The organism is Amycolatopsis thailandensis (assembly GCF_042723255.1).
Classification (GTDB): domain Bacteria; phylum Actinomycetota; class Actinomycetes; order Mycobacteriales; family Pseudonocardiaceae; genus Amycolatopsis; species Amycolatopsis thailandensis.
In genome coordinates, this window is the sequence record NZ_JBHXJK010000006.1 from 63,388 (window position 1) to 88,160 (window position 24,773).

The following is a 24,773-nucleotide window of genomic DNA, read 5'->3' on the forward strand; positions in this document are numbered from 1 at the left end:
CATGATCATGAAATCGCGGCTTCTGCTCGTCGTCTCTCTGGCAACCCTTCTTACGTCGGGGCTTACCGCCTGCTCAACCGAGAAGCCCGGCAACGCGACACCTGTACCAACGCAGCCCGGCCGAACATCGACGTCGACGAGCGCCAACCCCGCTGATGTCTTCGGCGACCTTAAGGCATGCGATTTGCTCGAGCCGACGACCATGACCAAGGGATTCGATCCGCCCGCCGTAGAAACCTACGAGAGCGACAACGGGTGCGGCACCCGAAAGCAAGGATTTGGCTCCGTCACTCTCTACCTTGTTTCGGACGCAGGCATCGACCAGCTGTCGGCAGGGCAAGGGACCAAGCTTCCGACCAAAGTCGGGAGCCGGGACGCCGTCGAGATTCCCGGCGATGCGGGAAAACAGGCCTGCACAGTAGCGATCGCCGTAACAGCGAACGCTCGAATGACTGCCTCGACCGGTTTGAACAAGGGGACAAACGAGGAAGCGTGCGCGCTGTCCAGGGAAATCGCAACGGCCGCGGAACCGAAACTGCCTAGAGGCAACTGACCGGAACGGGGAGGACCATGGTCAACGTCGGGCAAGACGACTTCAACAGCGCGTTCTCGGTGACGGGTAAGGCGAGCCGTGACTACGAGGGGAAGCGCTACTCCGACACCTACGAGGAGACCAATGCCGGTCCCGGCGGGAACGCCCTGACCGCGAAGCTGACGGCCGAGGCCAAAGCGGGACAATATTCGGCCGACCAGGCTGCGGCGCTCACGCAGGGCCAGGAGTTCCGCACCGGCCTCACCCCTTCGGAACAGCGCTACGAAGCGGTCCCGCACGGCGAGTTGAAGAACATGGTCACGCAGGACCTCGACCCCCGTGACATCGACGAAAAGGGTGAGCTCTGGAACAACCAGGGCAACTCCCTGAACACCTTCAGCAGCGCCGTCAAGTCCGCGATAGGCAAGGAAGGCGAGCACTGGCAGGGAGACGGCGCCAAAGCGGTCACGGATTTCTTCTCCAGTGTCAGCAAGTGGGCCGACACCGCGGGTGACGGCGCCTACCTCGCGTCCAACCGGTTCTCCCAGTCGGCGGCCGCGGCCACCACCGCGAAGAACTCCATGCCCGAAGAGGTCCCCTTCGACCGCAACGCCGAGTACAAGAACGCGATGCAGCAGCTCGGGGACGGCAACTTCGCGGGCGCGGTGGAGACGGTCGGCAACATCTCGGCCAAGCAGGAGCAGTCGTTCCAGGCGCACCAGCAGGCGGCGCAGGTGATGCACACCTACGACCAGTCGCTCTTCGACGTCAATTCCAAGCAGCCCACCTTCGCCCCACCGCCGGAAATGGGCGATTCGACGACGGCGTCCGGGTTTTCCGGGGGTACCGACGCCAAGGGCTTCAGTGGCGGACCGGGCCAGACGGGTGGTCCTGGCCAGACGGGTGGGCCGGGCTACACAGGCGGTCCGGGCTACTCGGGTGGGCCGGGACCGACGTCGGGTCCCGGGCCCGGGATCACCACGGGTGGCGGGCACACCGGGGTGCCGGGGCCGGGTCAGCCGCTCAGCGGGCCGCCCGGGTCGCTCCGGCCGGGGCCGACGCCGGGGCTGGCGGCCGTGAACGGTCCTGGGCCGTCCGGCCTCGGACGGCTGGGCAGCGAGCAGTACCGCGGCAAGCCGGGCCGGACGCCGAGCGGGCCTGGTGGCAGCGCGGCCAGCCGGTTGACCGGTGGCGGCGGCGGGTTCGGGCGCAACGGTGGGTCCGGCAACGTCGCCGAGCGGCTCGCGGGCGGCAAGGTTCCGGCCGGTGAGGCCGAGAAGCTCGCGGGCAAGGGCGGATCCGGGTCGGGCAAGCTGCCCGAGGAGCGGGTCACCCGGGGTGGCGCGGCGGCCGCGGGCAAGGGCGGCGGCCACGGTCCGATGGGTGCCGGTGCTCCGGGCGGCAAGGGACAAAAGGAAGAGGACAAGGAAAAGAAGGCCCCGAACTACCTGCAGGAAGAAGACGCCGACGTGTTGTTCGGCGGCTACGACGGCGACATGAAGCCGGTGCCGCCGGTGATCGGCGAGAAGTCCTCGTGACGAGAAACGGGCCGTTCGGGAGTGAATCCCGAACGGCCCGTTCTCACTTGTACTGAGCCGGGGGCGGTGTCCCGCCTTCGAGCTTGTTCCCGACCCACTTCGCGTAGCTCGCCTGCCACGCGCCACCGCGCACGTTCTCCAGCACGGCGTTCACGTACCGCACCATGTCCTCGTTCTCCTTCGGGACACCGATGCCGTAGTTCTCTTCGCTGAACCGGTCCCCCACGATCTTCAGCGTCGGGTCCTGCGCGAGCATCCCGGCGAGGATGACGTCGTCCGTCGACACGGCCTCGACCTGCTTCTGCTGCAGCATCACCAGGCAGTCCGACCAGTTGTCCACCGAGACGGGCACCGGCTTCGACGGATCCGCCGCGATCTTCGTCAGCGAGGTCGACGTCTTGGTCGCGCACACCCGCCGTCCGCCGAGATCCGAGAGCTGGGTGACGTTCGACCCGGATTCGACCAGGATCCGTTGCCCGGCCTTGTAATACGCCGTCGAGAAGCCGACCTTCTTCAGCCGGCTGCAGGTGATGCTGTAGGTCCGGACCACGATGTCGACCTGCTTCTTCTCCAGCACCTCTTCCCGCAGTTTCGACGGGATCGCCCGGAACTGCACGCGGCCTTCCGCGCTGCCGAAGATCGCCTTCGCGATCTCGTTGACCATGTCGATGTCGAAGCCTTCGAGCTGACCCGACGTCGGATTCCGGAACCCGAACAGGAACGTCGTCTGGTCGACGCCAGCGATCAGCTTGCCGTTTTCCTTGATCTTCGCCATCGTCGAACCGCTTGTGATCGACGTGCCGTTGGTCGGCCGCAGGCTGGCCAACGGGTTACAGCTCGTGTCGGCCGTCCCGCCACCGCCCGCGTTGTCGGCACCGCCGACGTTGGCGGGCTGCGGCGGGGCGACGTCACCGGCGGGAGCCGGATCGACCGGCGCCCCCGCGCTGCCGCAAGCCGTCGCCAGCACCAAGACCGCGCCGAGCACGGCCGTTCGCAGACCGTTCCGCATCACCGGTACTCCCTCAGCCGTTCACGGATCCCCAACGCGGACCCCGCCGCCGCGATCAACGCCAGCACCGCGATCCCCGGCGCGAGCAGGGTCAGCGCGCGTTCGCCGCTGCGGGTGTCGTCGAGGAATTCCTGTCGTCCCACGTTGATCGCGGCCACCAGGTTCTCGTCGAGCCGCAGGAACGCCCCGGCCGCGCCGTCCTTCTTGTCGTCACGGATGGCCGTGTCGACGGCGTCCTGGTAGAAGCCGTCGTCGTCCAGGCGCCGCACCTCGCGGTGCGCCTTGAACCACGCCGACGCCGCTTGGATGGACGCGTCCACCTTGTCCGCGGCCACACCGCCCGCCGCGAGACCGCGGGCCTCGCCCAGCAGGCCGCCCTGGCCGTCCGACCCGCCGAGTTGCGCGGCGAGATCGCCGAAGTCCTTTTCGTACGCCGCGCCGTCGCCGCGGGCGACGAGGGTCAGCGTTTCGTCGGCTCGTGCCTGCAAAGCCGCGATCCGGGCGCGGACGAGGACGTCGACCTGGTGCGAGCCGTCTTCCTCGCCGCTGCCGACGAGGCTGCTCTGCACGATCAGCGCCACCGCGCCCCACAGCAGGGCGACCACCACCGACACCGACGCGGCGACGAGCCCGACGTTCAGCAACCGGTTGGTCTTCCGGGTCAGATGCACCTGCGTGACGATCAGCGCGGCGAGCAGGGCGAGCAGCAAAGCCGTTGCCAGCCAAGGAAATCCGGTCGCGTCGTCCTGTTCGGCGGCCAGCCGGTCGGTGTCGATGCGGTACAGATCCTGTGCGGCGGGAAGGATTTTCGCCCGCATCAGCTCGGAGGCTTCACGCAGATACGAGGCACCGACGGGAAAACCCTGCCGGTTGTAAGTGCGCGCCGTCTCGATCAGTCCTGTGTAGACAGGGATCTCACGGCCGAGGGTGTTGATCTGCTCGGCCGCTTCGTCGACACCGGAAGAGTCCGACGCCGCCTTCGCCAGCGCCGCACCGGCCTCCGCGACGTCGCGTTCGTATCGCTGGCGCATCGGGAGCGGCTCGGTGCCGATCGAGAGGAACGAGCTGGCCGCTGTCGCGTCCGCGTCCGAGAGCGCGCGATAGACCTGCTGCGCGGCGGCCGCGAGGGGTTCGCGGTGGTCGATCAGGCCGTTGATCGTGTCCTTCTTGTCCTGCGCCGCGAGCGCGCCGAACAGGCCCGCGACCAGGGACAGCAGGACGAGCCCGATCGCGATGACCGAAAGCCTGCCCGGCGTGGTCGCCGCGGACCGGATGATCGCGCGGACCCCGTTCCCCGGCAGTTCGAGCAGCCCGGCGATCCCGCTGCGGCCTTCCGGCGCAGGGGGCGGCGCGGGGCTGCCCGGCGGCCCCGGCCGGGTCACAGTGCTCGTCATCGCCGATCCTCCCCATTGGCTCTACCCGCAAAGAAGGTATCCGAGTCGGGATCGGCGCAGCCAGTGACACCGGCGTGTGTCATCGGCACGTGATCTCCCGCCTGGGTCAGAGGCCTTTTTCCAGGCCGTATCGCACGGCCTCCGCACGATTGCGCACACCGATCTTGGCGAAAGCGTGATTGATGTGGCTTTTCACGGTGGCTTCGCCGATGAACAGCTCGGCGGCGATTTCCGGATTGGACAACCCGCGCGCGATGAGGCCGAGCACTTCCGCTTCGCGGGCGGTGAGGCCGTCCGGGAATCCGGTCTTGGCCCGGGTGACCGTTCTCGATTCGAGTGCGGCGACGAGTCTGTCGGAGACTTCGGCGGCGAAGATCGCCTGCCCGTTGGCGGCGGAGCGGACGGCCGCCCCGATCTCGGCGCGGCCCGCGTCCTTGGTCAGATAGCCGCGGGCTCCGGCGCGCAACGCGTCGGCGATCGACGCGTCGTCCGCGTACGTCGTGAGGACGACGACGGCGACCTCCGGGTGATCGCGTTTGAGCAGCCTGGTCGCGGCCACCCCGTCCAGTACGGGCATGCGCAGGTCCATCAGCACGACGTCGGCCGCGGTGTGACGGAGCAGGTCGAGCGCCTGCCGTCCATCGCCCGCCGAACCGGCGACCTCGACACCGTCGATCAGCCCGAGCAACGCGACGAGCCCCTCGCGCATCACCTGCTGGTCATCGACCACGACCACCCGGATCACGCCCGCACCACCGCCTCCACCGTCCAGCGCCCGTCGGCCGGGCCCGCGGTCAGCGTGCCACCGGCGAGCGCGAGCCGCTCCCGCATCCCGGTGAGCCCGAAGCCGCCGGTTTCCTCCGATCGGACGACGTCGCCGAGTTCGTTCCACACCCGCAAGCGGACCTCCGATGGGGTGAAGATCAGCCGGAGCGACACCGGCCGCCCGGACGCGTGTTTCGCCGCGTTGGTCAACGCCTCCCGCGCGACCCCCACCAGCGAGACCACCTGGGCGGACGGCAACGGCCGCTGCTCCCCCGAAACCTCGTAGGACACCCCGTCGTGGTGCGCGTTCGCCAGCTGACGCAAGGCTTCGGCCAGCGACGGGACGTCACTGCGCAAGGCGGCGACGGCGTCCCGCGCCTCGGCGAGCCCGTCCGCCGCCAGCCGTCGGGACAACCGGACCCTGCCGAGCGCACCGTCCACATCGGACTTCTCGGCCAGCAGGGCCTCGGCGACCTCCAGGTGGATTCCCAGCGCTCCCAGCGAATGCGCGAGGACGTCGTGGATCTCCCTGGCGATGCGCGTGCGCTCGTCGAGCGCGGCCGCCCGCGCGTGTTCGCTCTGCGCCAGCTTGGTCTGTTCCAGCAGCGCGGCCGCCTGCGCCGCCTGCACCTCGTACTGCCGCCGGTTCAACCCCAGCAGCATCAGCACGAGCAGCACGCCGACGTTGCCGAACACGAGCGGTTCGGACGCGCCCGCGACCAGGCCGGTGACCGCCGCGAGGCTCGCGTCGAGCCCCACCACCCCCAGGATGGCGGCCACCGACGGCTCGGTGAGGGTGGCGAACCGGCTGACCGTGACCACCGCCAGCACGATGGCCGACGAGTCCTCCGCCCAGCCGAGCGCGATCGACGGCGCGACGCTCGCCACCGCGAGCAGGACGGTCGCCACCCGGGGAAAGCGCGGAGAGGCCGCCACGAAGCCCAGCCAGCAGGCCCCGCAGACGCCGTACGCCGTCCAGATCCACGCACTGGACTCGCGTGCGGTCACCAGCACCACCACGACCGCGGCCGTGCCGAGCAGCTGGACGACCAGCCAGCTCGGCGCGATCGTGTCCGGCAGCAGCGGCCTTTCACGCTTCCCCATGTGCTCCCTCAGTGATCGCTCAGCCGCGTGATCATCTCGACCAGGATCAGGCGGTACGCCAGGAACCCCAGCAGGACGACGACACCTATCACTACCAGCCCCAACAGGCCTTTCACGTTCATTTTTCCCATGGCCCGGACGTTAGGCACGCCAAGGGGTGGACCGGGACCGTCGCCGGGTTGAACCGGGGGTGGAGGTTCAGGCGCGGACGGCGGGCGCGACGGAGTACGGGAGGACCTCGCCACCGTCGGCGGGCCGCTCGACGACGACCTCGACGCCGTCGTCGAACCGGTACGGCCTGGCCAGCAGGATCCCGCCGAAATGCCGCCTCATCCTGGACATCTCCGCGCGGACGGTGACGGTACGGCCGGCGTCGCCGAAGAGGTCGAACGACAGTTCCGACGCCGACCGCCCTTCCCGGTGGAGCGCGAGGACGTACAGCATCTCCGCGTGGCGCGGGCTCAGCCGATGCGACCAGGTGCCCGCCGCGCCCGAGACGTGCAGCGTGCTCTCCCGCGACGACTTCAGGTCGAGGACGACGCGGGTCGGCGGCGCGTCCTCCTCGTCGGCGACCCGGACGAGCCAACCACCGGGCAACGGTTCCAGCAGGCAGTTCCCGTAGGTGGGCAGCCAGGTCCGGCCCGCGGTCGCGTCGTTCGGCAGCGCGATCCGGCCGACCGGGACGAAACCCGCCGAGGCGGCGACCCAGCCGTGCGGGTCGGCGATGACCACCCGGCCCTTCAGCTTGGTGAGCAGGGGCGAAGCCAGCCCGCGCAGCCGTTCGAGTTCCGAGAGATGGGTGGTGCGCAGCTGCGCTTCGGCGAGTTTCGCGACCGCGTCGACCAGAGCCAGCGTCGTCGGGTGCACGGTGGAGGCCGGGCCGGAGAGGTCGACGGCGCCGAGCAGCCTGCCGTCCCGCGGATCGTGCAGCGGCGCGGCGGCGCAGGTCCAGTCGTGCTGGTTACGGACGTAGTGCTCGGCGGAATAGACCTGGACCGGATGCCGGGCGACCAGCGCCGTCCCGATGGCGTTGGTACCGGCGGAGTTCTCGTGCCAGTCGACGCCTTCGACGAATCCGAGCGCGTCGGCGCGGCGGCGGACCGCGGTGCTGCCGTCGCGCCAGAGGACGCGGCCGTCGGCGGCGGCGACGGCCATGATGTGCGCGGACTGCTCGGCGAGACTGATCAGACCACCACGCAGGGCGGGCAGGACGGCGGCGAGACCGCTCTGGCGACGGCGGGTCTCCAGCTGTTCCGGGGTGAGCGCGGGCACGGGGGCGCCGCGATCCGGGTCCAGACCGAGACGGCGCATGCGCCGCCAGGACGCGCCGATGACCGCGCGCGGATGACTCGGGAGGGTGGCCCCGGCGAGGGCGGCCTCGCGCACCTTCGCGAGGGCGAGCGCGTGCCGCCGCGGATCCGCGCCGACCGGCAACGCCGCCTCCAGCTGCACCTGGCCTACTCCCTTGGTCCGTTCCGGCCAGTGTGCCTGGGGATCCCGGCGCGCGGAAGGGCTCTGTGACCTGGGCGAGGTTTACCCGGTGAAGGGCGCGTCCGCCAGGCGGGACGCGGGAAAGGCGCCCTTCGGCCGTCGTCCGAGGAGCAGGCCGGTCCTGGTGGCCTCGGCCATCACGGCGCGGACGTCGACGCACCACGGGCCGTCGGGCTTCAGCTCGACGAAAGCGCTCTCTTCCGGCCTCAGCACGAAGTGCGGCTGACCGTCGAGCGCGATGGAACCGCCGCCGGCGCGGAGGTCGACGCGGACCCCGGGATGCAGCACGCTCCAGCCCCGGACACCCACCGACCGGACCTCGCCGGGCGCGATCGGCGCCTGCACGACGTACGGCGTCTCGTCGACCGGCCCGAGCGAGACCGCGACACCGTCCACAGTGGACTTAGGACTGGGGCACAGCCGCCCGGGGATGCTGGAGAGCCCGATCCCGTCCGGGACGGCGAACGTGCAGTACAGCTCGGTCAGCGAGGCGGGGCCCCACTGGCTCTCCGAGGACACGCTGACGTCGGTGAGCGCGATCTCCCGGCGTGCCTTCGTGACGACTTCGAGGATGGTCGCGCGGTTCGTGACCAGGTCCGCGTCCACCTGGTGGGTGGCCAGCAGCCCGGCGGCGAGCCCGGCGACGGTGGGCTCGGGCAGCACGTCGGTGCTCCCGGTCGGCATCATGAGCAGCGGGACGTCGCCACACGCGGCCGCGGCGGCCCGCATCAGGCCGTCGTCGCCGAGGCAGATGAGCACGCTCGCCCCCGCGTCCACCATCCGGCGGACGGTGCCGATGATCTTCCCCGCCTCGGTCCACACCATCACCCGGCCGACCCCGGCCACGCGGAGTGCCGAGCGCAGGCTCTGGATGTCACGCTCCGAAGCGGGGTTCGCCACGATCCCCGCAACCGCTTCGCCCACATGTCCTCCGCTGCCGCGCCAAGTCCCTACAAGGAAACGACGTCCGGGCCGCGAAAGAAAGAGTTGCACGAGGTTGCATCGCGACTCGCTGTGCGAACACGGCCATTTTGGTCAGTTCGGCGGGCGGCGGCCCCGGGAAAAGCCCCCGTGAAAAGCAGCAGGGCCGCCTCCCCGAAGGGATGGCGGCCCTGCTTGGAAAACCTGGATCAGATCACGGTGACCGAGGTGGCCTGCGGACCCTTCGCGCCCTGCCCGATCTCGAACTCCACGCGGGCGTTCTCCTCGAGGGTACGGAAGCCGTTGCCCTTGATCTCGCTGTAGTGCACGAAGACGTCGCCGCCGCCGTTGTCGGGAGTGATGAAGCCGAACCCCTTCTCGGAGTTGAACCACTTCACAGTGCCCTGAGTCATAAAATCTCCATATGCAACACAAACAAACAGGAAGCCACGTCGGCAGCCCGGGTCATGACCAGACGGTTTGCTTCCCCGGAAACACGAGGAGACACTACGCCCGCTGAGTTCTGCGAGCGTGAACCAACACGAACACAAAAATCGAGACCTGGAGCAGTAAAGCACACCTCACGCAGGCCGACAAGCGCCTTCACCCCTGTGTGCGCGGCAGCACTGTACTACCCGGCGGCGCGGCTCCCGGCGGCAGGGCTATTCCCCGCTGGCCGCCCGCAACGGTACCTCGGCGCCGAACGGCGAACGGCGCAACGCCTCCCGGTTCGTGGCCACGACGGCGATGTCGTGGGTTTCCGCGTCCGCGCTGAACAGCACCGGCACCACGCCGGAAACGGACTTGTCCTGTGGCTTCGTCTCGTCAGCCATGTTTTCTCCCAGTGTCAACACAATGCTCGTAGTAGGACGTGACGCCCTGCGTGCCAACAACCCCACCGGTGATCGTCCGGTCCATATCGGACTCTCGGTGTTGCGGCGATTGTGCCACGGCCGACCGACAAAATCCGGTCTCCGCGACCGAAAGTCGGCCGAGTCGTCATCTCGATCCCACCTTTTGGAGCAGGTGAAGGCGGCGCCACAAGGGTTTCTGTGTATCCCCTGAGAAAACCGTGTCTTTACTGCTGCCCCTGCTGCGGCCGCGCGGCGCCCAGCAGGCTCGTCAGCCGGATGTCCGGGGTCACCACGTCCGGATCCGTCCTGATGTCGATCACGCACGGCCGTTGCCGGACCAGCGCGCTCGCGATGATCGGCTCCAGTTGCTCCCGGTCGTCCACCGTGTATCCGGCGGCGCCGAGCCCGCGCGCCCAGGACGCGAAGTCGGTGACGGGGACGGTGACCCCCGAAAGCCGCCCGTGCTTGCGCGCCTGGCGCACGGCGAGCGGACCGTGGAGTCCGTTCTGGAACACCAGGACGGTCACCGGCACGCGGTAGCGGACGGCGGTCTCGATCTCCTGCCCGGTCATCAGCGCGCCGCCGTCGCCGACCATCGCGATCACCGTGCGGCGTGGTTCGGCGAGTTTCGCCGCGACCGCCGCGGGGACCGCGTAGCCCATCGCCGCGTTGCTCGGGCCGAGCTGACTGCGCGGCGCGGTGAAACACCAGTAGCGGTGCATGAACTGGGCGAAGTTGCCCGCGTCGCTGGTCACGATCGCGTCTTCGGGCGCGAGCTTGCGCACCGCGCGGATGACGTCGGCGGGGTGGACGCGGGTCGCGCCGCTGGTGTCGGGCGGCGTCATGAAGGTGTGCACGGCGGCGTTCGCGGCCGACGCGCGGCGCGTCCGCGGCGAGGCGACGTCACGCAGTTCGCGCAGGAACGGCTCGACCTCGGAGTCGACCCGGAAGGTCAGGCCGCCGCGCCGGGCCGGCTCGATCCCGGTGCCGACCAGCACCAGCGTCTGCGACGGCGTCGGATAGCGGTAGGACTGGGTGGTGACCTCGTCGAGCTGCGTGCCCAGCGCGAGCACGAGGTCGGCGCGCTCCAGCGCGTCGAGCTGCCGGGCGGGGATGCCGATGCCGAGGTGGCCGGCGTAGCGCGCGTGATTCTCGGGGAAGGCGTCCTGACGGCGGAACGCGTTGTACACCGGGAGCGCGAGCTCGTCGGCGACGGCGATCAGCTCCTCGCGCGCCGACCGGGCCCGGCCGCCGACGATCACCACCGGATAGCGGGCCTCGTCGACCAGCTGCGCGACCGCTTCGGCGGTGCGGCCGAGCGCACCGGTGACGGGCGCGCGCACGGCGGCGACCGGTTTGGCCGAATCGAACGGGACGCCCCAGAAGTCGGCGGGGACGGCGACGACGGTGGGCCCGGGCCGCCCTTCGCGGCAGCGGGTCAGCGCCTCGACCAGCAGGCCGGGGACCTCGTCCGGGGATTGCGCGCGGCCGGTCCACTTGGCGATGGGCTCGAACATCGCGGTCAGGTCCGCGGTGGGCGGTTCACTGGTCGGGCCGGGGCTGGACGGCGGGTTCTCCAGCAGGACGACCATCGGGCTCTCGTCCTGGTACGCCGTGGACACGCCGATCGCGAGGTTCGCCGCGTTCGGACCGCGACCCGCCAGCAGCACGGCCGGGTGCTCGGTGAGCTTGCCTTCGGCCTCGGCCATGAAGGCCGCGCCGGAGTCGTGCCTCGCCGAGACGAAGGTGATCGAACGCTCCCGCTGCAGCGCGTCGAGCAGGTCCAGGAAGGACTCACCCACCACCGCGTACACGCGGTGGATCTGCGCCTCGGTCAGGATCCGCACGGCCGTCTGGGCGACGGACGCTCCCGGTTGGTATCTAATGGGATTAGCTTAGGCGGGCGATGATCGGTGCCGTCAAGCGATCTTCCGATTCCGGCAATCCCGGAGCGGTGGAATGTCCGAAATCGGAGCGTGTTCGAGCAAGGGAGCACGAAAACGTGACCTCAACCACCGCCGGACGTGAAACTGTTTTCACCTACGGTGCCCCGGCCCTGAAATACGGCACCGGATCGAGTGACGAGATCGGCTACGACCTCACGCAGTACGGCGCCCGCCGGGTACTCGTCCTGACCGACGCGAACGTCGCCGCGACGGGCTGGCCGCAACGGATCGCCGAAGGCATAGAGGGCTACGGCATCGAAGCGGTCGTGTTCGACGGCGTGCACGTCGAGCCGACCGACGTCAGCATGCGGAAAGCCGTCGACTTCGCCCGCGGGCAGGGCGAGTGGGACGCCTTCGTCGCCGTCGGCGGCGGATCGGCCATCGACACCGCCAAGGCGGTGAACCTGCTGACCGGCAACGACGGCGACCTGATGGATTACGTCAACGCCCCGGTCGGCGGCGGCCGCGCGCCGAGCGCGCCGCTGAAACCGCTGGTCGCGGTGCCCACCACGACCGGGACCGGCTCGGAGAGCACCACGGTCTGCGTGCTGGACGTGCTGTCACTGCGGGTGAAGAGCGGCATCAGCCATCTCCGGCTGCGGCCGAGCCTCGCCGTGGTCGACCCGCGGCTGACCGTCTCGCAGCCGCCGGAGGTCACCGCCGCGAGCGGGATGGACATCCTTTGCCACGCCGCGGAAAGCTACACGGCCAAGCCGTACACCGAATTCGACCGCAAGCGGCCCGAGGACCGGGTTCCTTACTGCGGCTCGAATCCGCTGGCCGACATGTTCGCCGAACAGTCGCTGCGCCTGCTGTCGTGGGCGCTGCCCGCCGCCGTGCGGGACGGCTCGGACATGAAGGCGCGTGAGGCGATGGCGCTCGCGGCGACCTTCGCCGGACTCGGGTTCGGCAACGCCGGCGTGCACATCCCGCACGCCAACGCGTACCCGATCGCCGGGCAGGTCAGGGAGTTCCACCCCGCCGGGTATCCGGGCGACGAACCGATGGTGCCGCACGGGATGGCCGTCTCGCTGACGGCGCCCGCGGCGTTCCGGTTCACCTTCGAGGCCGCTCCGGACCGGCACGAGCGGGTGGCCAGGCTGCTCGCGCCGGACTTCGAATGGCCGGGCGATCTGGCCGACCACCTGCCCGCCGTGCTGCGGCGGATCATGCGGGAGATCGGGATCCCCAACGGGATCGGCGCCGTCGGCTACACCGAGTCCGATGTGGACTCACTGGTCTCCGGCACGGTGAAGCAACAACGGCTGCTGGCGACGGCACCGCGTGAAGCGTCCGAAGAGGACCTCGCCGGTATCCTGCGGGACTCGGTGACGCTGTGGTGAACGCCGAATACCCGCACTGGCAGACGGTTCCGTTGCGGTGGAAGGACAACGACGTCTACGGGCACGTCAACAACGTCGTCCACTATTCGGTGATGGACACGGTGATCAACACTTGGTTGATCGAACGCGGCGGGCTCGACATCGAGACCGGCGGTGTCATCGGGCTGTGCGTGGAATCGCAGTGCAAGTACCACGCTTCGGTGTCGTTCCCGGGCGAACTCGAGGTCGGCCTGCGGGTGGGACACCTCGGGCGGTCCAGCGTCCGCTACGAGGTCGGGATGTACTCGAAGGAGACCTTGATCGCGGAGGGCCGCTTCGTGCACGTCTTCGTCGATCGTTCTTCGAGGAGGCCGGTCCCGGTCGAGGGTCTACTCAGGAGCGCGCTCGAAGAACTGGGCGCTGGGCTGGGGTAGCCGCGGCGACCACGCGTGCATGAGCTGGGCGTAGCGCGTGGACCGGTCCATGAGTTCGAGGTGGGTGCCCAGTGCGGTCTCCTTGCCGTCCATCACCAGGACCCGGTCCGCGCGCAACGCCGAAGACAGCCGGTGCGCGATCACCACCAGCACCCCGCCCCGCTCGGCGAACGCCCGCTCCGCGCGGGCTTCGGCGGGCGGGTCGAGATGCGAGGTCGCCTCGTCGAGGATGACGACGCCCGCGTCGCTCGCGAACACCCGCGCGAGCGCGATCAGCTGCGCTTCACCGGCGGACAGCGTGCCGTGCCCGATCTCGCCGTCGAGCCCGCCCAGCCGTGTCACCAGCGGTTCCGCGCCGACGGCCGCCACCGCGGCCAGCAGCTCGCCGTCCATCGCGGTCTGCGCGAACAGCCCGACGTTGTCCCGCACGGACCCCGCGAAGACGTAGGCCTCCTGCGGGATCAACGCGACCATCCGGTGCCGCAGCGCCGCCGGGACCTCCCGGACCGGGGCGCCGCCGAGCAGCACCCGGCCCGCCTGCGGTTCGAGCATCCCGGTCAGGAGACCGGCCAAAGTCGACTTGCCGATCCCGCTCGGCCCCACCACCGCGAGCCGTTCGCCTGGCCGCAGATGCAGATCGAGACCGCGCACCACCGGTTCCGCCGCCGCGCCCCAGCTGAAGGTCAGGTCGCGGACGTAGATCGCGGTCCCGTCGGGTTCGGCGGTGCCGTCGGCCTCCGGTTCGGCCTCCGCGGTCTCCGCCAGCCGCCGCAGCGCGACGATCAGCCGCAGCACCACGGTGCTCGCGGTCGCGGCCAGCCCGCGCAACGCCGGCTGCATCGTCGTCGCCAGGTAGACGAGCGCGCCGAGCGCGGCCCCGGTGGTGAGCACGCCGTCCCTGACCAGCCCCGGCGCCACCAGCAACGCCAGGAGCAGCGGCACGAAGGCACCGATCGCGATCACCACCGCCCGCGCCGCCCCGGACCGCGCGACCCGCACGGCCGCCTTGGCCTGCTTGTCGATGGCGTCGTAAAGCTCAAGCGCGGCAAGGGGTTCCGCGCCGCAGGCGACGATGTCACGCATCCCGGACAGCGACGCGCCCGCGACCTCGGCGGTCCGTTCGTCGGCCAGCGCGAGCGCGCGCTGACGGCGGGCCAGCGACGGGAGCAGGCAGGCGAACACGACCACCGCGACCACCACCGGGATCGCGACGATCAGCGCCAGCGAACCGGCGATGGTGAACAGCCCGGCCAGCGCCGCGACCGTCGTCACGATCATCCCGCGCGCCTGCACCAGCAACCCGGCCGTGGCGTCCCGGACCACCTCGACGTGCTGGGTGATGCGGGCGACGCCGCTGGCGTCCGGCTGGTTCCGCGGCGGCGCCGGATCGTGCAGGACCCCGCGGACGACGGCGGTCACCAGCGCGTCGCGCAACGGCTCGACGACCTTGCCGAGCTGATGCCACACCAGCCGGGAGCCGAACGCCCCGATCACGGCGACCAGCCCGAAGACCGCGAGCCAACGCAGTCCGGTGCCTGGCCGACCCGCGGCAAACCCCTCGTCAACCGCGAGTTCGACCAGGCGACCGGACAAGAACGCGGGCGCGCTTTCCAGCACGGAGCAGGCCAGCAGGACCAGCCCGCCTCTCCACTGCCCGGCCAGCGCCGAGCGGTAGAGCCCCCAGACGCTCACTGCGTCCCCACATCGTCTATTGGCGAACCCGCGACCGCGATCGCGTCGCCAGGGCGCCCTTTTCGGTCACTCGCGCATCGTGTCGGCAGGGCGCCCCGCCGCCGCGATAGCGGGGCCTGCGGCCAGGGCGGGTTCGCGCCGTGCTCGGTCCGGCTTCCGTCGTTCACCTCTGCTCCGCCCCCATGCCGGTGAAAACAGCCTGGTAACCCGAGTTTCGCCACAGCTCTCCATGGGGACCGACCGCGCGAACCTCGCCGTCCTCCATCCACACCACGACGTCCGCCCGCGCCGCGGTGGCCGCGCGATGCGTCACCACCACCCGGGTCCGGCCGGGCAGAGTGCGTTCGATCGCCTCCTCGACGGAGGCTTCGGTGACCGTGTCGAGACTGGCGGTGGCGTCGTCGAGGATGAGCACCCGCGGCGCGTGCGCGATCGCGCGCGCCAGCCCGATCCGCTGCGCCTCCCCGCCGGAGAGCGGCGTCTCCGCGAGCGGCGTCCGGTAGCCGTCCGGCAGCCGGACGATCAGGTCGTCGACCTGCGCGGACCGGCAGGCGCCGCGCACGGCGGCCTCCCCCGCCCACGAGCCGTAGCCGACGGCGTCGCCGATGGTCGCACCGAGCAGCGCGGGCCGTTCGAAGGCGAACCCGACGACGGCGCGGAGTTCGTACGGCCGCAGTTTCTCCAGCGGGCGGCCGTCGAGCGTCGCCGTCCCCTCGTCCGGGCTCAGCAGTCCGCCGAGGACGTTGACCAGCGCGGACTTCCCCGAGCCGGACCGCCCGACGACCGCGGTGAAGCGGCCGCCCCGCACGAGCAGGTCGACGTCCCGCAACGCGCCTTCGACGGTGACCCCGCGCAGTTCGAGCGTGCCCCGCCCGGGGACGACGCCGAGGTCGCCGGGCTCGGGCACCGGCGAGTCCAGCACCTCGTTGATCCGCCGCGCGCACGACCGCGCGCGGGAAAGTGTGGTGAGCAACGGGATCTGGGTGATCAGGCCCATGCCGAGCGCGGTGTAGCCGAGCGCCGCGAGGACCTGGCCGACGGTCAGTCTTCCCGCCAGCACGCCGAAGCCGGCGGCGGCGAGCACCGCGAGTTCCACGGCGGGCAGCAGCAGACCGGAGCGCCACACCATCCTGGCCTGCGTGCGCCACATCCCGCGCCCCGCGAGACTCAGTTTCGGCAGCGGCCGCAGCACCCGTTCGGCCTCGCGATCGGCGGTGCCCGAAGCGGCGATCGTGCGGAGCCCGGCGACGGCGTCGACCATCCTCGCCGCCAGTTCGCCGGACACCTCTTGATAGGTCAGGACGTCGTCGGCGGTGTTCTTCAGGTGGGTGCGCGCGAACATCAGGCCGAACGGGATGCTGCCGAGGAAGACGAGCGCCAGGCGCCAGTCCATCAGCGCGAGCAGGACGACGGAGCCGCCCGAGATCAGGGTGGTCGACCCGAGCTGGACGACGACCGAGGCGACCAGTCCGGCGCCGGTGCAGTCACCGGTGAGCCTGCTGATCGCGTCGCCGTCGGCGAACTTCGAACGGGTTCCGAGCGAAAGGTAGTGGCCCGCCAGCCGTCGCCGCAGCCAGGCCGTCGCGGAACTGGTCATCCGCGCGGTCACGATCCCGCCGATCAGGGCGACGGCGATCTGGGTGACGCCGAGGACGATCAGCCAGGAGACCTCGGGGAGACTCTGCCGCCCGGCCACGACGGTGTCGACGGCCGCCGCCAGCGCACCCGGCAGGAGCAGCCCGGACGCCGTCCCGGCGAGCGCGCTCGAGATCAGCACGATCAGGCGGGGACGATCGAGCGCGGTCACCGTGACCAACAGCCGATCGGCTGAACCCGCCATCCCACTCCCTACAACGTGATCCCAACGAGACGAAGCAACGGGCAAAATGAGAGCGCGGGAGCGGCGCACTTGGCCTGTGCCGCTCCCGCGCTCTCATCGATCAGACCTGGATCAGTGGCAGGTCAGCAGGCTGATGGTGCTGTCCGCGCAGGACGCGAGCAGGCTCAGGTTGCTGGTGCCGCCGTGGCTGCCGCCGTGGCCACCGTCGAGAACGTCGGGGGTGTCCAGGGCCTGCAGGTCGAGAACCAGTTCCATGGTGTTCCCTTTCACTAGTCATCTCTTCGTCCGCCGCCCTCATTGGACGGCAGTTCTGGAGGACAGGAAAGGCAGCGCGGCCTTCCCGTCCAGGGTCGCGGCGAGCGCGAGCAGGACGCCCGCTCCGCCGGTGACGACGTCCATCGACAGCCGCAGCAGCTGGTTGCCGGGGAACGCCAGGCCGCCCTTGTACGGCACCGCGTACCAGGCCAGCCGGGAAAGGTGCAGGTCTATGGCGTCGCGGACGCGCCGGTCCGGCTCGGCGCCCATGGCCAGCGCCGTCATCAGGCCGCACCGGCCGAACAGCAGGCCGGGGTGGATGACGAACTCGCCGCGGCACGCTTCGCGCAAGCCATCGAGGCTCTTCAGCGCCTTCGCGTCCGGGCGGTGCTTCGCCAGCTCCTCGGCGACCATGAGGATCCCGGCACTGCCGACCCCCGCGTAGGGAAGCGTCCGGGTCTCACCGTCGCGGACCTGCAGCGAGTCGTCGTTGGACTCGACGCACTCCTCGATGTCCCGCTCCAGCGCCTGGTCGGCGAAGGAGAGCCAACCCTCTTCGCGGGTGCGTTCGAACAGCCGGATGAACAGCAGCGCCGGACCGGACCAGCCGTTGAGCAGCCCGGCCCTGGCGAAGTCGCCGGGCGGGTCGGCCGTCTCGAGCGCCTCGGCGAGCCGGACGGCGGTGGCGAGTGCCTGCCTGCCGAACTCGTTGTCCTTGCGGGTCACCGCGAAATGCAGCTGGGTGAGCCCGATCCCGGACAGGCCGCCTTCCAGACCGTGGTCGGTGGTCTGCTCGACCAGCGTCGCCGACGCCGCCAGCAGCCTGGTGGCCTCGTCCCGGTACCCGAGCTCTTCTAGGACGTACGCGATCCCGTACGACCCGTCGTAGAACCCCGGTCGTTTCGGCGGATCGCGGCGGATCGAGTCCAGCAGCCAGCGTTCGTGCTCGGGGTGACGCTCGCCGCCGACGGCGTTCAGGGCGTGGAGGACGCCGGCCGCGCCGTAACCGAAGCACGCTCCGCCGACGCGGAACTGCTCGATGTCACCGGGGAAGAGCCGGTCGGTGCGTTCGGGGGTCGCGCTGGCGAGGATCGCCTCGGTGATCTGCTTGCGGACCAGCGCCCAGTCCGGCTCGTCCTGGTCCAGCTCGGTGACGCTGGTCAGCGGCGGGATGTTCCGGGGCGCGAGCTCGGCGACGATCGAGTCGGCGTACCCCTCCGGGACGTCGAACCGCTTCTGGACGAAGTCCGCGAGCCCGCGCAGCTTCGCCGGGGCGAGTTCCAAGAGCGTGGTGAGCGGCAGGAAGATCCACAGCTTCAGGACGGCGAGCGCGTACTTGTCGACCTCGAAACCGTTCCGGTCCCTCGGGGCACGGAAACCGGGCGCGCCCAGCGCCGGCCGTTTGCCGCTTTCGCTGTCGGACGCCATCTCGAAGTCGATCAGCGAGACCGCGTCTTCGTCCCCGTCGACCAGGATGTTCAGGGAGTGCAGGTCGCCGAAGACGATCCCGCGGTCGTGCACGGCGCCGACCGTCTTCTCCACCCGCCGGACCAGCGCCAGCGCACGTTCGGTGTACGCGGCGATGTCGGCCTCGGTGGTCTCCCGCCGGGTGAGCGGGTAGTTGCGGGCGAGCCAGTTGCCGAGCGAAATGCCCGGCATGTACTCCATCGCCAGGAAGTGGTGCTCCCAGACGGTGAACCGGTCGAAGGCGGCGGGGACGCCGTCGACGCCCTTCAGCCGTTCCAACACCTCGTGCTCGCGGCGGAGACGCTCGACGGCGTCGATCTCGTCGCGATCCAGGCCGGCGAAGGGCCTGGCCTCCTTGAGGACGACCTGCTCGTCGTCGGCGTTCCGGTCGGCGAGGTACACGCCGCCGCCGTTGGAGAAGTGCAGCGAACTCTTCACTCGATAGGGGAACTGATCCGCGCCGCCGCCCTTGCGAGCCGCGAGATGCGGCGCGAGGAACTCCGGAATCGTCACCCAGTCGGGTACGGAGAAGGTCGGCTCGCGCTTGTCCGGGACCAACGTTCCGTCCGGTTTGCGCACCGCGAGGACACGTTTTCCGTCGAGTTCGACCCATTGCTCTGCGAATCCGCCATAGCGGACGAAGAGCGGCCCGGTACCGTACCGAAGATCGCTGAGAATGTAAGCCCCGGGTTCCCCGTCGAGCTTCGCGGACAACTCCGCGAGAACGCGTTCGAGCTCGCTGTTGTCAGCCGGATAAAGAGTCAGTAACTTTCCGCTTCCGTCACGCGGGGCGTATTTAGAATTCCTTGCCAGCAAAGTGGCCCGCGAACGCAGATGCTTGTAGGACACGCCGTGCTCGACACAATGCTCGTGCACCTTCACGAGCACCCGCTCGGCGTTCCCCAACCCGGCCGACACGTGAATTTTCCAGCCCTGCAAGGGAAGGTTTCGATCAACAGGGTGCAGCATCCGCCACACCCCGCGCACTCCGGCACGCCAGCCGGACTCGGGAGCGGGCAGCAGGGAGGCGAAATCATCGGACGAATTCCCGGTTTCCCGCTGTTCGTCGAAGAACAGAGGATCGGCGAAGCAATACGCTTCGTACCGGACGTCCATCGAGCGCCCCCTCCTTCGGAACCAATCGGATGGGCCATGTGCACCATCGCGATGGAGAATATTCCACCCGCCGGAAACCGAACGGCCAATCCGCCATACCGGGGGTTCGGATGGGCTGTTCAGGGACGTGAATTCGAAACCTACCGAATGGTAGGGGTACCCAGCGTGAGATCAACAGGGATTTCAACCACCCGGTCGGTGTGTAACAGGAACGAACCCGCGACGTAATCCCAGGTGGCGGCGCCGATCACAAATAGGCGCGCCGAAATTGACAGAGCGCCAACCCGCTGCGCTTCGTGATCTATTCACCTGAGGTCTGGACCACTGCTCACTTCGTGGCGCCCGCCACGCGCCTCACCGGTCGCCCGTCGGCGATGATCGGCCCGGAGGTACGTTGTCGCCGGTGGAGCAGGTAAGGAGGCGGGCGTGATCACAGGCTTCGCGGTGACCGTCGCGATCTGCGCGACGCTGGTCGCGGTGTGGAGTTTCGTGCAGTCCGTGCGCAAAAAACTTCCGGACAACGCGCTGCTCGCCGGCCTCGCCGTCGTCGAACTCCTCCTGGTGGCCCAGCTCGTGATCGGCGTCGTGCTGCTGATCGACGGCGGCCGCCCGGGCAGCATGGCCACCTATCTCGCCTACCTGGTCGGCAGCCTGGTCGTGCTCCCGCTCGGGACGTTCTGGGCGCTGGCCGAGCGCACCCGGTCGAGCACCGCGATCCTCGGGATCGCCTGCCTCGCCATCCCGGTGATGGTGCTCCGGCTGCACGAGGTCTGGGCGGGCGCCAGTGCCTGAAGAAACCGAGGAGCGAACCGTGGACACCCACCCGGACAAGACCTCCGGCCCGGGACGGATCCTGGTCGCCGTGTACGCGATCTTCGCGCTGGCGGCGACCTCACGCGCCGCCGTGCAGATCGGCACCAAGTTCCACGAGGCCCCGCTGGCCTACGTCCTGTCGGCGTTCGCGGCCGTCGTCTATCTCCTGGCCACCGTGGCGCTCGCCCGCCGCGGCGCGGGCTGGTGGCGGATCGCGCTGGTCGCCTGCGGGATCGAACTGCTCGGCGTGCTGACCGTCGGCACGTTCAGCCTCTTCGACCGCGAGGCCTTCCCGCACGCGACCGTGTGGTCGGTGTACGGGCAGGGCTACCTCTTCATCCCGCTGGTGCTGCCGGTGATCGGGCTGTTCTGGTTGCGGCGGACGAAGCCCTGACGGAACAGGCCAGGGTCCCGTGACACCGAACTCGCGTGCTCGAACCCGGATCTCGCGTGTTTGAAGGCGGAACTCGCGTGCTCAGAAGCCGCACACGCGAGTCACGCCTTCAAGCACGCGAGTCACGCCGTCAAACACGTGAGTTACGGGTTCAAGCACGCGAGTCACGACTTACCGCTCACTTGTCGAAGCAGCCCTTTTCGTTGAGCGGACCGAACGAGGGCAGGATCAGCCCGCACAGGTAGCCGTCGATCCAGCGCCCGTTGCCCGCGACGTTGGTGAGCACCCGGATCGCCGGGGCGAACGTGGCGATCCCCTTGGCCAGCGAATCCTGGTTGCGCTGGAGCATCGACGTCAGCCGGTCGAGTTGTTCGAGCACCGGCGCTAGTTGCCCGTCGTTGTCGGCGATGATGCCGTCGAGGGCGGTCGCGAGCCGTTTCGAGCCGTCGAGCAGATCCTTGATCGCCTGCTGCCGCGTGGAAATGGCGCGCAGGAGCGCGTTGCCGTCCTGGATCAGCCGCTGGGCCTCGGCGTCGCGGTCGACGAGGGTCTGCGAGACCTGCCGCGTGTTCGCCACCAGCGTCCGGAGCTGCCGGTCGCGGGAGGCGATGGTGCCGGAGAGCTTCGAGATCCCGTCGAGTGCGGCGCGGACGTCGGCGGGCGTATCGGCGAAGGTGGCAGAGATGGTGTCGAAGCTCTTCGCGAGCTGGTCGACGTCGATGGCGTCGACGGTCTTCGACAGATCCCGAAACGCTTCAAGGACGTCGTATGGCGCGGTGGTTCGCCGTAGCGGGATCGCGTCACCGGGATCGAGGATCGCTTCGCCGCGCGGATCGAGCGCCAGATACTTCTGCCCCAGCACGTTCTTGATCTGAATGGACGCTGTCGTGGCGTCGCCGACCCAGGCGTCCTTCACCCGGAAGGAGACGAGCACGCGATCGCCTTCGAGGTCGATCTCCGACACCTTGCCGACCTTCACCCCGGCGATCCGCACGTCGTTGTCCGCACGCAATCCGCCCGCGTCGGAGAACTCGGCCGAATAGGTGGTGCCGCCGCCGATCACCGGCAGGGCGTCGGCGTTGAGCGCGGCCGCCATCCCGAGAGCCATCGTGGTGAGCCCGGCGAGCGCCAGCTTGACCGGATCCACCGCGCCGAAGGATCTCATCGCCTCACCTCGCAGGTCACGAGCGGCAAACTCTAGGGGCCGCCCCTGCCCATCGCCAGGCGAAACGTTGCACCGATCGGGTAGTGTCGTCTATCCACTGTGGACAGACGATCAGCGCCAGAGGGTGTCCGCGGTCCCCCGCGCGACGTGCTCCTCGTAGACCTCGACCTTCCTGCTGATCAGTTCCAGGCAGTCGGCCAGTTCGGCGATCCGGTCCCGGACGGCGCCCTGATGGTCGCGCAGCAGCTCCAGCCGCTTTTCCTCGTTTCCCGGCCCCTGCCGGACGAGCTCGGCGAACTCGCGGATGGTGGCGAGCGGCATCCCGGACGCCCGGAACTTCGTGCAGTTCACCAGCCATTCGACGTCGTATTCGGTGTACACGCGACGGCCGTTCCCGTCCCGTTTCACCGGCGCCGCGAGCAGCCCTTCCTTCTCGTAGAAGCGAAGCGCGTGCGCGCTGAGGCCCGTCCGGTCGGTGACCTGGCCGATCGCGAGTTCCGTCACGCGGGCAACGATAGCTGTTGACCTAGAGAGCCCTCTAACTCCTAGCGTTCGCCGCATGACCACCTCACAGCACAAGATCGGCTCCGGCTTCGACGCGCGCAGCACCGCCGCGGAAGTCCTGGACGGGATCGACCTTTCGGGCAAGCTCGCCGTCGTCACCGGCGGATATTCGGGGCTGGGCCTGGAAACCACGCGAGCGTTGGCGAACGCCGGCGCGCACGTCGTGGTCCCCGCCCGCCGCCCGGCCGACGCGGAAGCCGCCCTCTCCGGGATCTCCGGCACCGAGGTCGGCGAGCTCGACCTCGCCGACCTGACGAGTGTCGAGACCTTCGCCCGCCGCTTCCTCGGCACGGGACGTTCGATCGACTTGCTGATCGCCGGCGCCGGGATCATGGCCGCGCCCGAACGGCGGGTCGGCCCCGGCTGGGAGTCGCATTTCGCGATCTGTCACCTCGGCCATTACGCCCTGGTGAGCCGTCTCTGGCCCGCCCTGACGGCGTCCGGCGGCGCCCGCGTCGTCACGGTGGCCTCCTCCGGCCACCATTCCTCGACGATGCGCTGGGACGACGTCCACTTCGAGCGCGGCTACGACCGATGGCTCGCCTACGGCCAGGCCAAAACGGCGAACGTGCTGTTCGCGGTGCACCTCGACAGGCTCGGCGCCGAACACGGGGTCCGCGCGTTCAGCCTGCACCCGGGCGCCATCCTCACTCCCCTGCAGCGGCATCTGCGGCCGGAGGAGATGGTCGAGCGCGGCTGGATCGACGAGCACGGGAACCAGGCCGACCCGGATTTCAAGTCGCCCGAGCAGGGCGCGGCCACCCAGGTCTGGGCGGCGACGTCCCCGCTGCTCGACGGGCTGGGCGGGCTCTACTGCGAGGACTGCGAAGTGGCCGAGATCGCCGAGGAAGAAGGCGAGTGGGTCGGCGTGCGCCCCTACGCGATCGACGCCGGTGAGGCCGCGCGGCTGTGGAAGCTGTCCGCCGACCTCACCGGTGTCTCCCCCTGCTAGTTCCAGAACTTGATCTCGGGGTTGGCCGCGACCGGACCGTCGAGCAGCGGCTGACGTGCGCCGCGCAGGTGCTTGTCGAAGAACGCGGAGAGATAAACCCTGGTCAGCTTCATTCCGCGCTCGCCGTCGAGCACGCCGGGCTCCCTCAGGCCGAGCTGCTCACCGAGGACGCCGACGTCGGTGAAGGACGGGTGGGCGGCCGCGGCGACGCTGATCCACCGCTTCCAGCCGGTGAGGTTCGGCCAGCTGCCCTTCCACGTCGTGTCGGGACCGGCCGGGGTGTACTCGCTTTCGCGGCCGAGCAGCAGGAACGGCCGGTCGATCCCGGACGCGGGGATCGGCGACCACAGCCTGCCGTCCATGTCGGCTCCGGCCCGGATCCGCTGGTCGGCGACCATCGCCGTCGGCGTGCTGTACCCGCCGATGGAATGCCCGGCCATGCCGATCCGGGTCCGGTCGATCAGCCGGGACCACGGCGACGAAGCCCTGGTCAGCGTGTCGAGGAGGAACGAGACGTCCGCGGCGCGCACCGGCGGGAGCAGCTTCGAGTCCGACCCGCACGCGACGCAGCCGGTGACGTGCCCGTCGGGGAAGCCGGTGGCGAAGGATTCGTAATTGTGGCCGATCACCGCGACGACGAAACCCTTGCTCGCCAGTTCCTCCGCCAGCCCGGTGAGCGTGGTGCGCGGTTTGTTGAACCCCGGTGACAGGACGACCAGCGCGCGCTTCCCCGGCAGGGGCGGGGTGTCGACGTGGGCGCTGGTGCGGAGTCCGGCGAGCAGCCCGGGGTCGATGTCGGGCAGGCCCGATCCGGTCAGGAACATCTTGGCCTCGGCCAAGGTGAGATACGGCCGTTTCGGGCCGACCGGCAGCAGCGCCGGGTAGAACATCGACACCATCAGCTCTCGCGGCCCGCTCGGCACCCAGGGGTCCTTGCGCGCCTTGTCGACCAGGTGCAGGTCGGTGGAGCCGACGGGATACGAGCCTGTCGGCGGCGGCAACGTCAGCCGCGGGGCCGCCGAAGCCGGGCTCGCCAACGACACCATGCCGATCAGGGCGACCGCTGCGACGAGAAGCCTTCTCATGAGGATTCCGTTTCTGTAGAGGATCTTCCTGCGCCCAGCCTGCGGGCCGTCGTCGTATTCGCGCGTCTGCCGCAGGTCGTATCCCGATGTCTGCCGCGAGGCGGATCCGCCGCGTCCGTT

At 69.7% G+C, this 24,773-nt stretch carries 24 protein-coding genes; 7 read left to right on the forward strand and 17 right to left on the reverse strand.

The genetic code is table 11. The features are described from left to right. The first annotated feature begins 1 nt into the window (after position 1). Positions 2–553 (forward strand): DUF3558 family protein, encoded by a 552-nt coding sequence (locus tag ACFWMR_RS03910; RefSeq protein WP_378376766.1) that lies wholly within the window; start codon positions 2–4, stop codon positions 551–553. A gap of 17 nt (positions 554–570) precedes the next feature. Beyond that, the gene (locus ACFWMR_RS03915) at positions 571–2,070 is read left to right on the forward strand and encodes a PPE domain-containing protein (protein WP_378376768.1); all 1,500 of its coding nucleotides are present in this window, start codon (positions 571–573) and stop codon (positions 2,068–2,070) included. 43 nt (positions 2,071–2,113) lie between these two features. On the opposite strand, the gene ACFWMR_RS03920 is transcribed toward ACFWMR_RS03915, so the two are convergent. The 10 genes from ACFWMR_RS03920 to ACFWMR_RS03965 all read right to left on the reverse strand — a co-directional run bounded on the left by ACFWMR_RS03920 (position 2,114) and on the right by ACFWMR_RS03965 (position 11,494). Further along, positions 2,114–3,079 (reverse strand): glutamate ABC transporter substrate-binding protein, encoded by a 966-nt coding sequence (locus ACFWMR_RS03920; RefSeq protein WP_378376770.1) that lies wholly within the window; start codon positions 3,077–3,079, stop codon positions 2,114–2,116. After that, positions 3,079–4,473: a hypothetical protein gene (locus ACFWMR_RS03925; protein WP_378376772.1), complete on the reverse strand. Its 1,395-nt coding sequence runs from the start codon at positions 4,471–4,473 to the stop codon at positions 3,079–3,081. The genes ACFWMR_RS03920 and ACFWMR_RS03925 overlap by 1 nt, the downstream gene beginning before the upstream one ends. Before the next feature lie 106 nt (positions 4,474–4,579). Then, complete coding sequence (locus ACFWMR_RS03930) at positions 4,580–5,218, reverse strand: response regulator (protein WP_378376773.1); 639 nt, start codon at positions 5,216–5,218, stop codon at positions 4,580–4,582. Further along, entirely contained in the window at positions 5,215–6,342 is a 1,128-nt protein-coding gene (locus tag ACFWMR_RS03935) for a sensor histidine kinase (RefSeq protein ID WP_378376775.1), read from the reverse strand. Before ACFWMR_RS03935 ends, ACFWMR_RS03930 begins: the two co-directional genes overlap by 4 nt. A gap of 8 nt (positions 6,343–6,350) precedes the next feature. Next, positions 6,351–6,473: a hypothetical protein gene (locus ACFWMR_RS03940; protein ID WP_279629241.1), complete on the reverse strand. Its 123-nt coding sequence runs from the start codon at positions 6,471–6,473 to the stop codon at positions 6,351–6,353. Positions 6,474–6,540: 67 nt separating this feature from the next. After that, positions 6,541–7,794: a GAF domain-containing protein gene (locus ACFWMR_RS03945; protein ID WP_378376777.1), complete on the reverse strand. Its 1,254-nt coding sequence runs from the start codon at positions 7,792–7,794 to the stop codon at positions 6,541–6,543. 81 nt (positions 7,795–7,875) lie between these two features. Next, entirely contained in the window at positions 7,876–8,757 is an 882-nt protein-coding gene (locus ACFWMR_RS03950) for an ATP-NAD kinase (RefSeq protein ID WP_378376779.1), read from the reverse strand. A 206-nt stretch (positions 8,758–8,963) separates the two neighbouring features. Next, the gene (locus ACFWMR_RS03955; protein WP_005163378.1) at positions 8,964–9,167 is read right to left on the reverse strand and encodes a cold-shock protein; all 204 of its coding nucleotides are present in this window, start codon (positions 9,165–9,167) and stop codon (positions 8,964–8,966) included. A 249-nt stretch (positions 9,168–9,416) separates the two neighbouring features. Next, positions 9,417–9,587: a hypothetical protein gene (locus ACFWMR_RS03960; protein ID WP_005163371.1), complete on the reverse strand. Its 171-nt coding sequence runs from the start codon at positions 9,585–9,587 to the stop codon at positions 9,417–9,419. A 245-nt stretch (positions 9,588–9,832) separates the two neighbouring features. Continuing rightward, positions 9,833–11,494 (reverse strand): thiamine pyrophosphate-binding protein, encoded by a 1,662-nt coding sequence (locus tag ACFWMR_RS03965; RefSeq protein WP_378278478.1) that lies wholly within the window; start codon positions 11,492–11,494, stop codon positions 9,833–9,835. A gap of 116 nt (positions 11,495–11,610) precedes the next feature. On the opposite strand from ACFWMR_RS03965, the gene ACFWMR_RS03970 reads away from it, so the two are divergent. Next, on the forward strand, positions 11,611–12,897 hold the full coding sequence (locus ACFWMR_RS03970; RefSeq protein ID WP_208636042.1) for a hydroxyacid-oxoacid transhydrogenase: 1,287 nt from the start codon (positions 11,611–11,613) through the stop codon (positions 12,895–12,897). Continuing rightward, complete coding sequence (locus ACFWMR_RS03975) at positions 12,891–13,310, forward strand: acyl-CoA thioesterase (protein WP_378376781.1); 420 nt, start codon at positions 12,891–12,893, stop codon at positions 13,308–13,310. Before ACFWMR_RS03970 ends, ACFWMR_RS03975 begins: the two co-directional genes overlap by 7 nt. On the opposite strand, the gene ACFWMR_RS03980 is transcribed toward ACFWMR_RS03975, so the two are convergent. The 4 genes from ACFWMR_RS03980 to lanKC form a co-directional block, all read right to left on the reverse strand. Next, positions 13,266–15,002, reverse strand: a complete 1,737-nt coding sequence (locus ACFWMR_RS03980; RefSeq protein ID WP_378376783.1) for an ATP-binding cassette domain-containing protein — start codon at positions 15,000–15,002, stop codon at positions 13,266–13,268. The two genes, ACFWMR_RS03975 and ACFWMR_RS03980, sit on opposite strands and share 45 nt — an antisense overlap. Positions 15,003–15,165: 163 nt before the next feature. After that, positions 15,166–16,842, reverse strand: coding sequence for an ABC transporter ATP-binding protein (locus tag ACFWMR_RS03985; RefSeq protein ID WP_378376785.1), 1,677 nt, complete (start codon positions 16,840–16,842; stop codon positions 15,166–15,168). Positions 16,843–16,953: 111 nt separating this feature from the next. Continuing rightward, the gene (locus ACFWMR_RS03990; protein WP_093936726.1) at positions 16,954–17,097 is read right to left on the reverse strand and encodes a SapB/AmfS family lanthipeptide; all 144 of its coding nucleotides are present in this window, start codon (positions 17,095–17,097) and stop codon (positions 16,954–16,956) included. 39 nt (positions 17,098–17,136) lie between these two features. After that, positions 17,137–19,680 carry a class III lanthionine synthetase LanKC gene (lanKC, locus tag ACFWMR_RS03995; RefSeq protein ID WP_378376787.1) on the reverse strand — a complete coding sequence of 848 codons (2,544 nt, stop codon included), beginning with the start codon at positions 19,678–19,680 and terminating at the stop codon, positions 17,137–17,139. Positions 19,681–20,106: 426 nt separating this feature from the next. On the opposite strand from lanKC, the gene ACFWMR_RS04000 reads away from it, so the two are divergent. Then, on the forward strand, positions 20,107–20,472 hold the full coding sequence (locus tag ACFWMR_RS04000; protein ID WP_378376789.1) for a hypothetical protein: 366 nt from the start codon (positions 20,107–20,109) through the stop codon (positions 20,470–20,472). Continuing rightward, on the forward strand, positions 20,465–20,887 hold the full coding sequence (locus ACFWMR_RS04005) for a hypothetical protein (protein WP_208636043.1): 423 nt from the start codon (positions 20,465–20,467) through the stop codon (positions 20,885–20,887). Before ACFWMR_RS04000 ends, ACFWMR_RS04005 begins: the two co-directional genes overlap by 8 nt. 178 nt (positions 20,888–21,065) lie before the next feature. Here ACFWMR_RS04005 and ACFWMR_RS04010 read toward each other — a convergent pair whose 3' ends face one another. Both ACFWMR_RS04010 and ACFWMR_RS04015 read right to left on the reverse strand, forming a co-directional pair. After that, positions 21,066–22,052: an MCE family protein gene (locus ACFWMR_RS04010; protein WP_378376791.1), complete on the reverse strand. Its 987-nt coding sequence runs from the start codon at positions 22,050–22,052 to the stop codon at positions 21,066–21,068. Between the two features lie 111 nt (positions 22,053–22,163). Then, a complete protein-coding gene (locus ACFWMR_RS04015) occupies positions 22,164–22,556 on the reverse strand; it encodes a MerR family transcriptional regulator (RefSeq protein WP_093936728.1) in 393 nt (130 codons plus the stop codon). Between the two features lie 55 nt (positions 22,557–22,611). Here ACFWMR_RS04015 and ACFWMR_RS04020 point away from each other — a divergent pair, with 55 nt between their 5' ends. Next, on the forward strand, positions 22,612–23,568 hold the full coding sequence (locus ACFWMR_RS04020) for an SDR family NAD(P)-dependent oxidoreductase (protein WP_378376793.1): 957 nt from the start codon (positions 22,612–22,614) through the stop codon (positions 23,566–23,568). On the opposite strand, the gene ACFWMR_RS04025 is transcribed toward ACFWMR_RS04020, so the two are convergent. Continuing rightward, on the reverse strand, positions 23,565–24,653 hold the full coding sequence (locus tag ACFWMR_RS04025; protein WP_378376795.1) for an alpha/beta hydrolase family protein: 1,089 nt from the start codon (positions 24,651–24,653) through the stop codon (positions 23,565–23,567). The two genes, ACFWMR_RS04020 and ACFWMR_RS04025, sit on opposite strands and share 4 nt — an antisense overlap. Positions 24,654–24,773 lie beyond the last annotated feature (120 nt).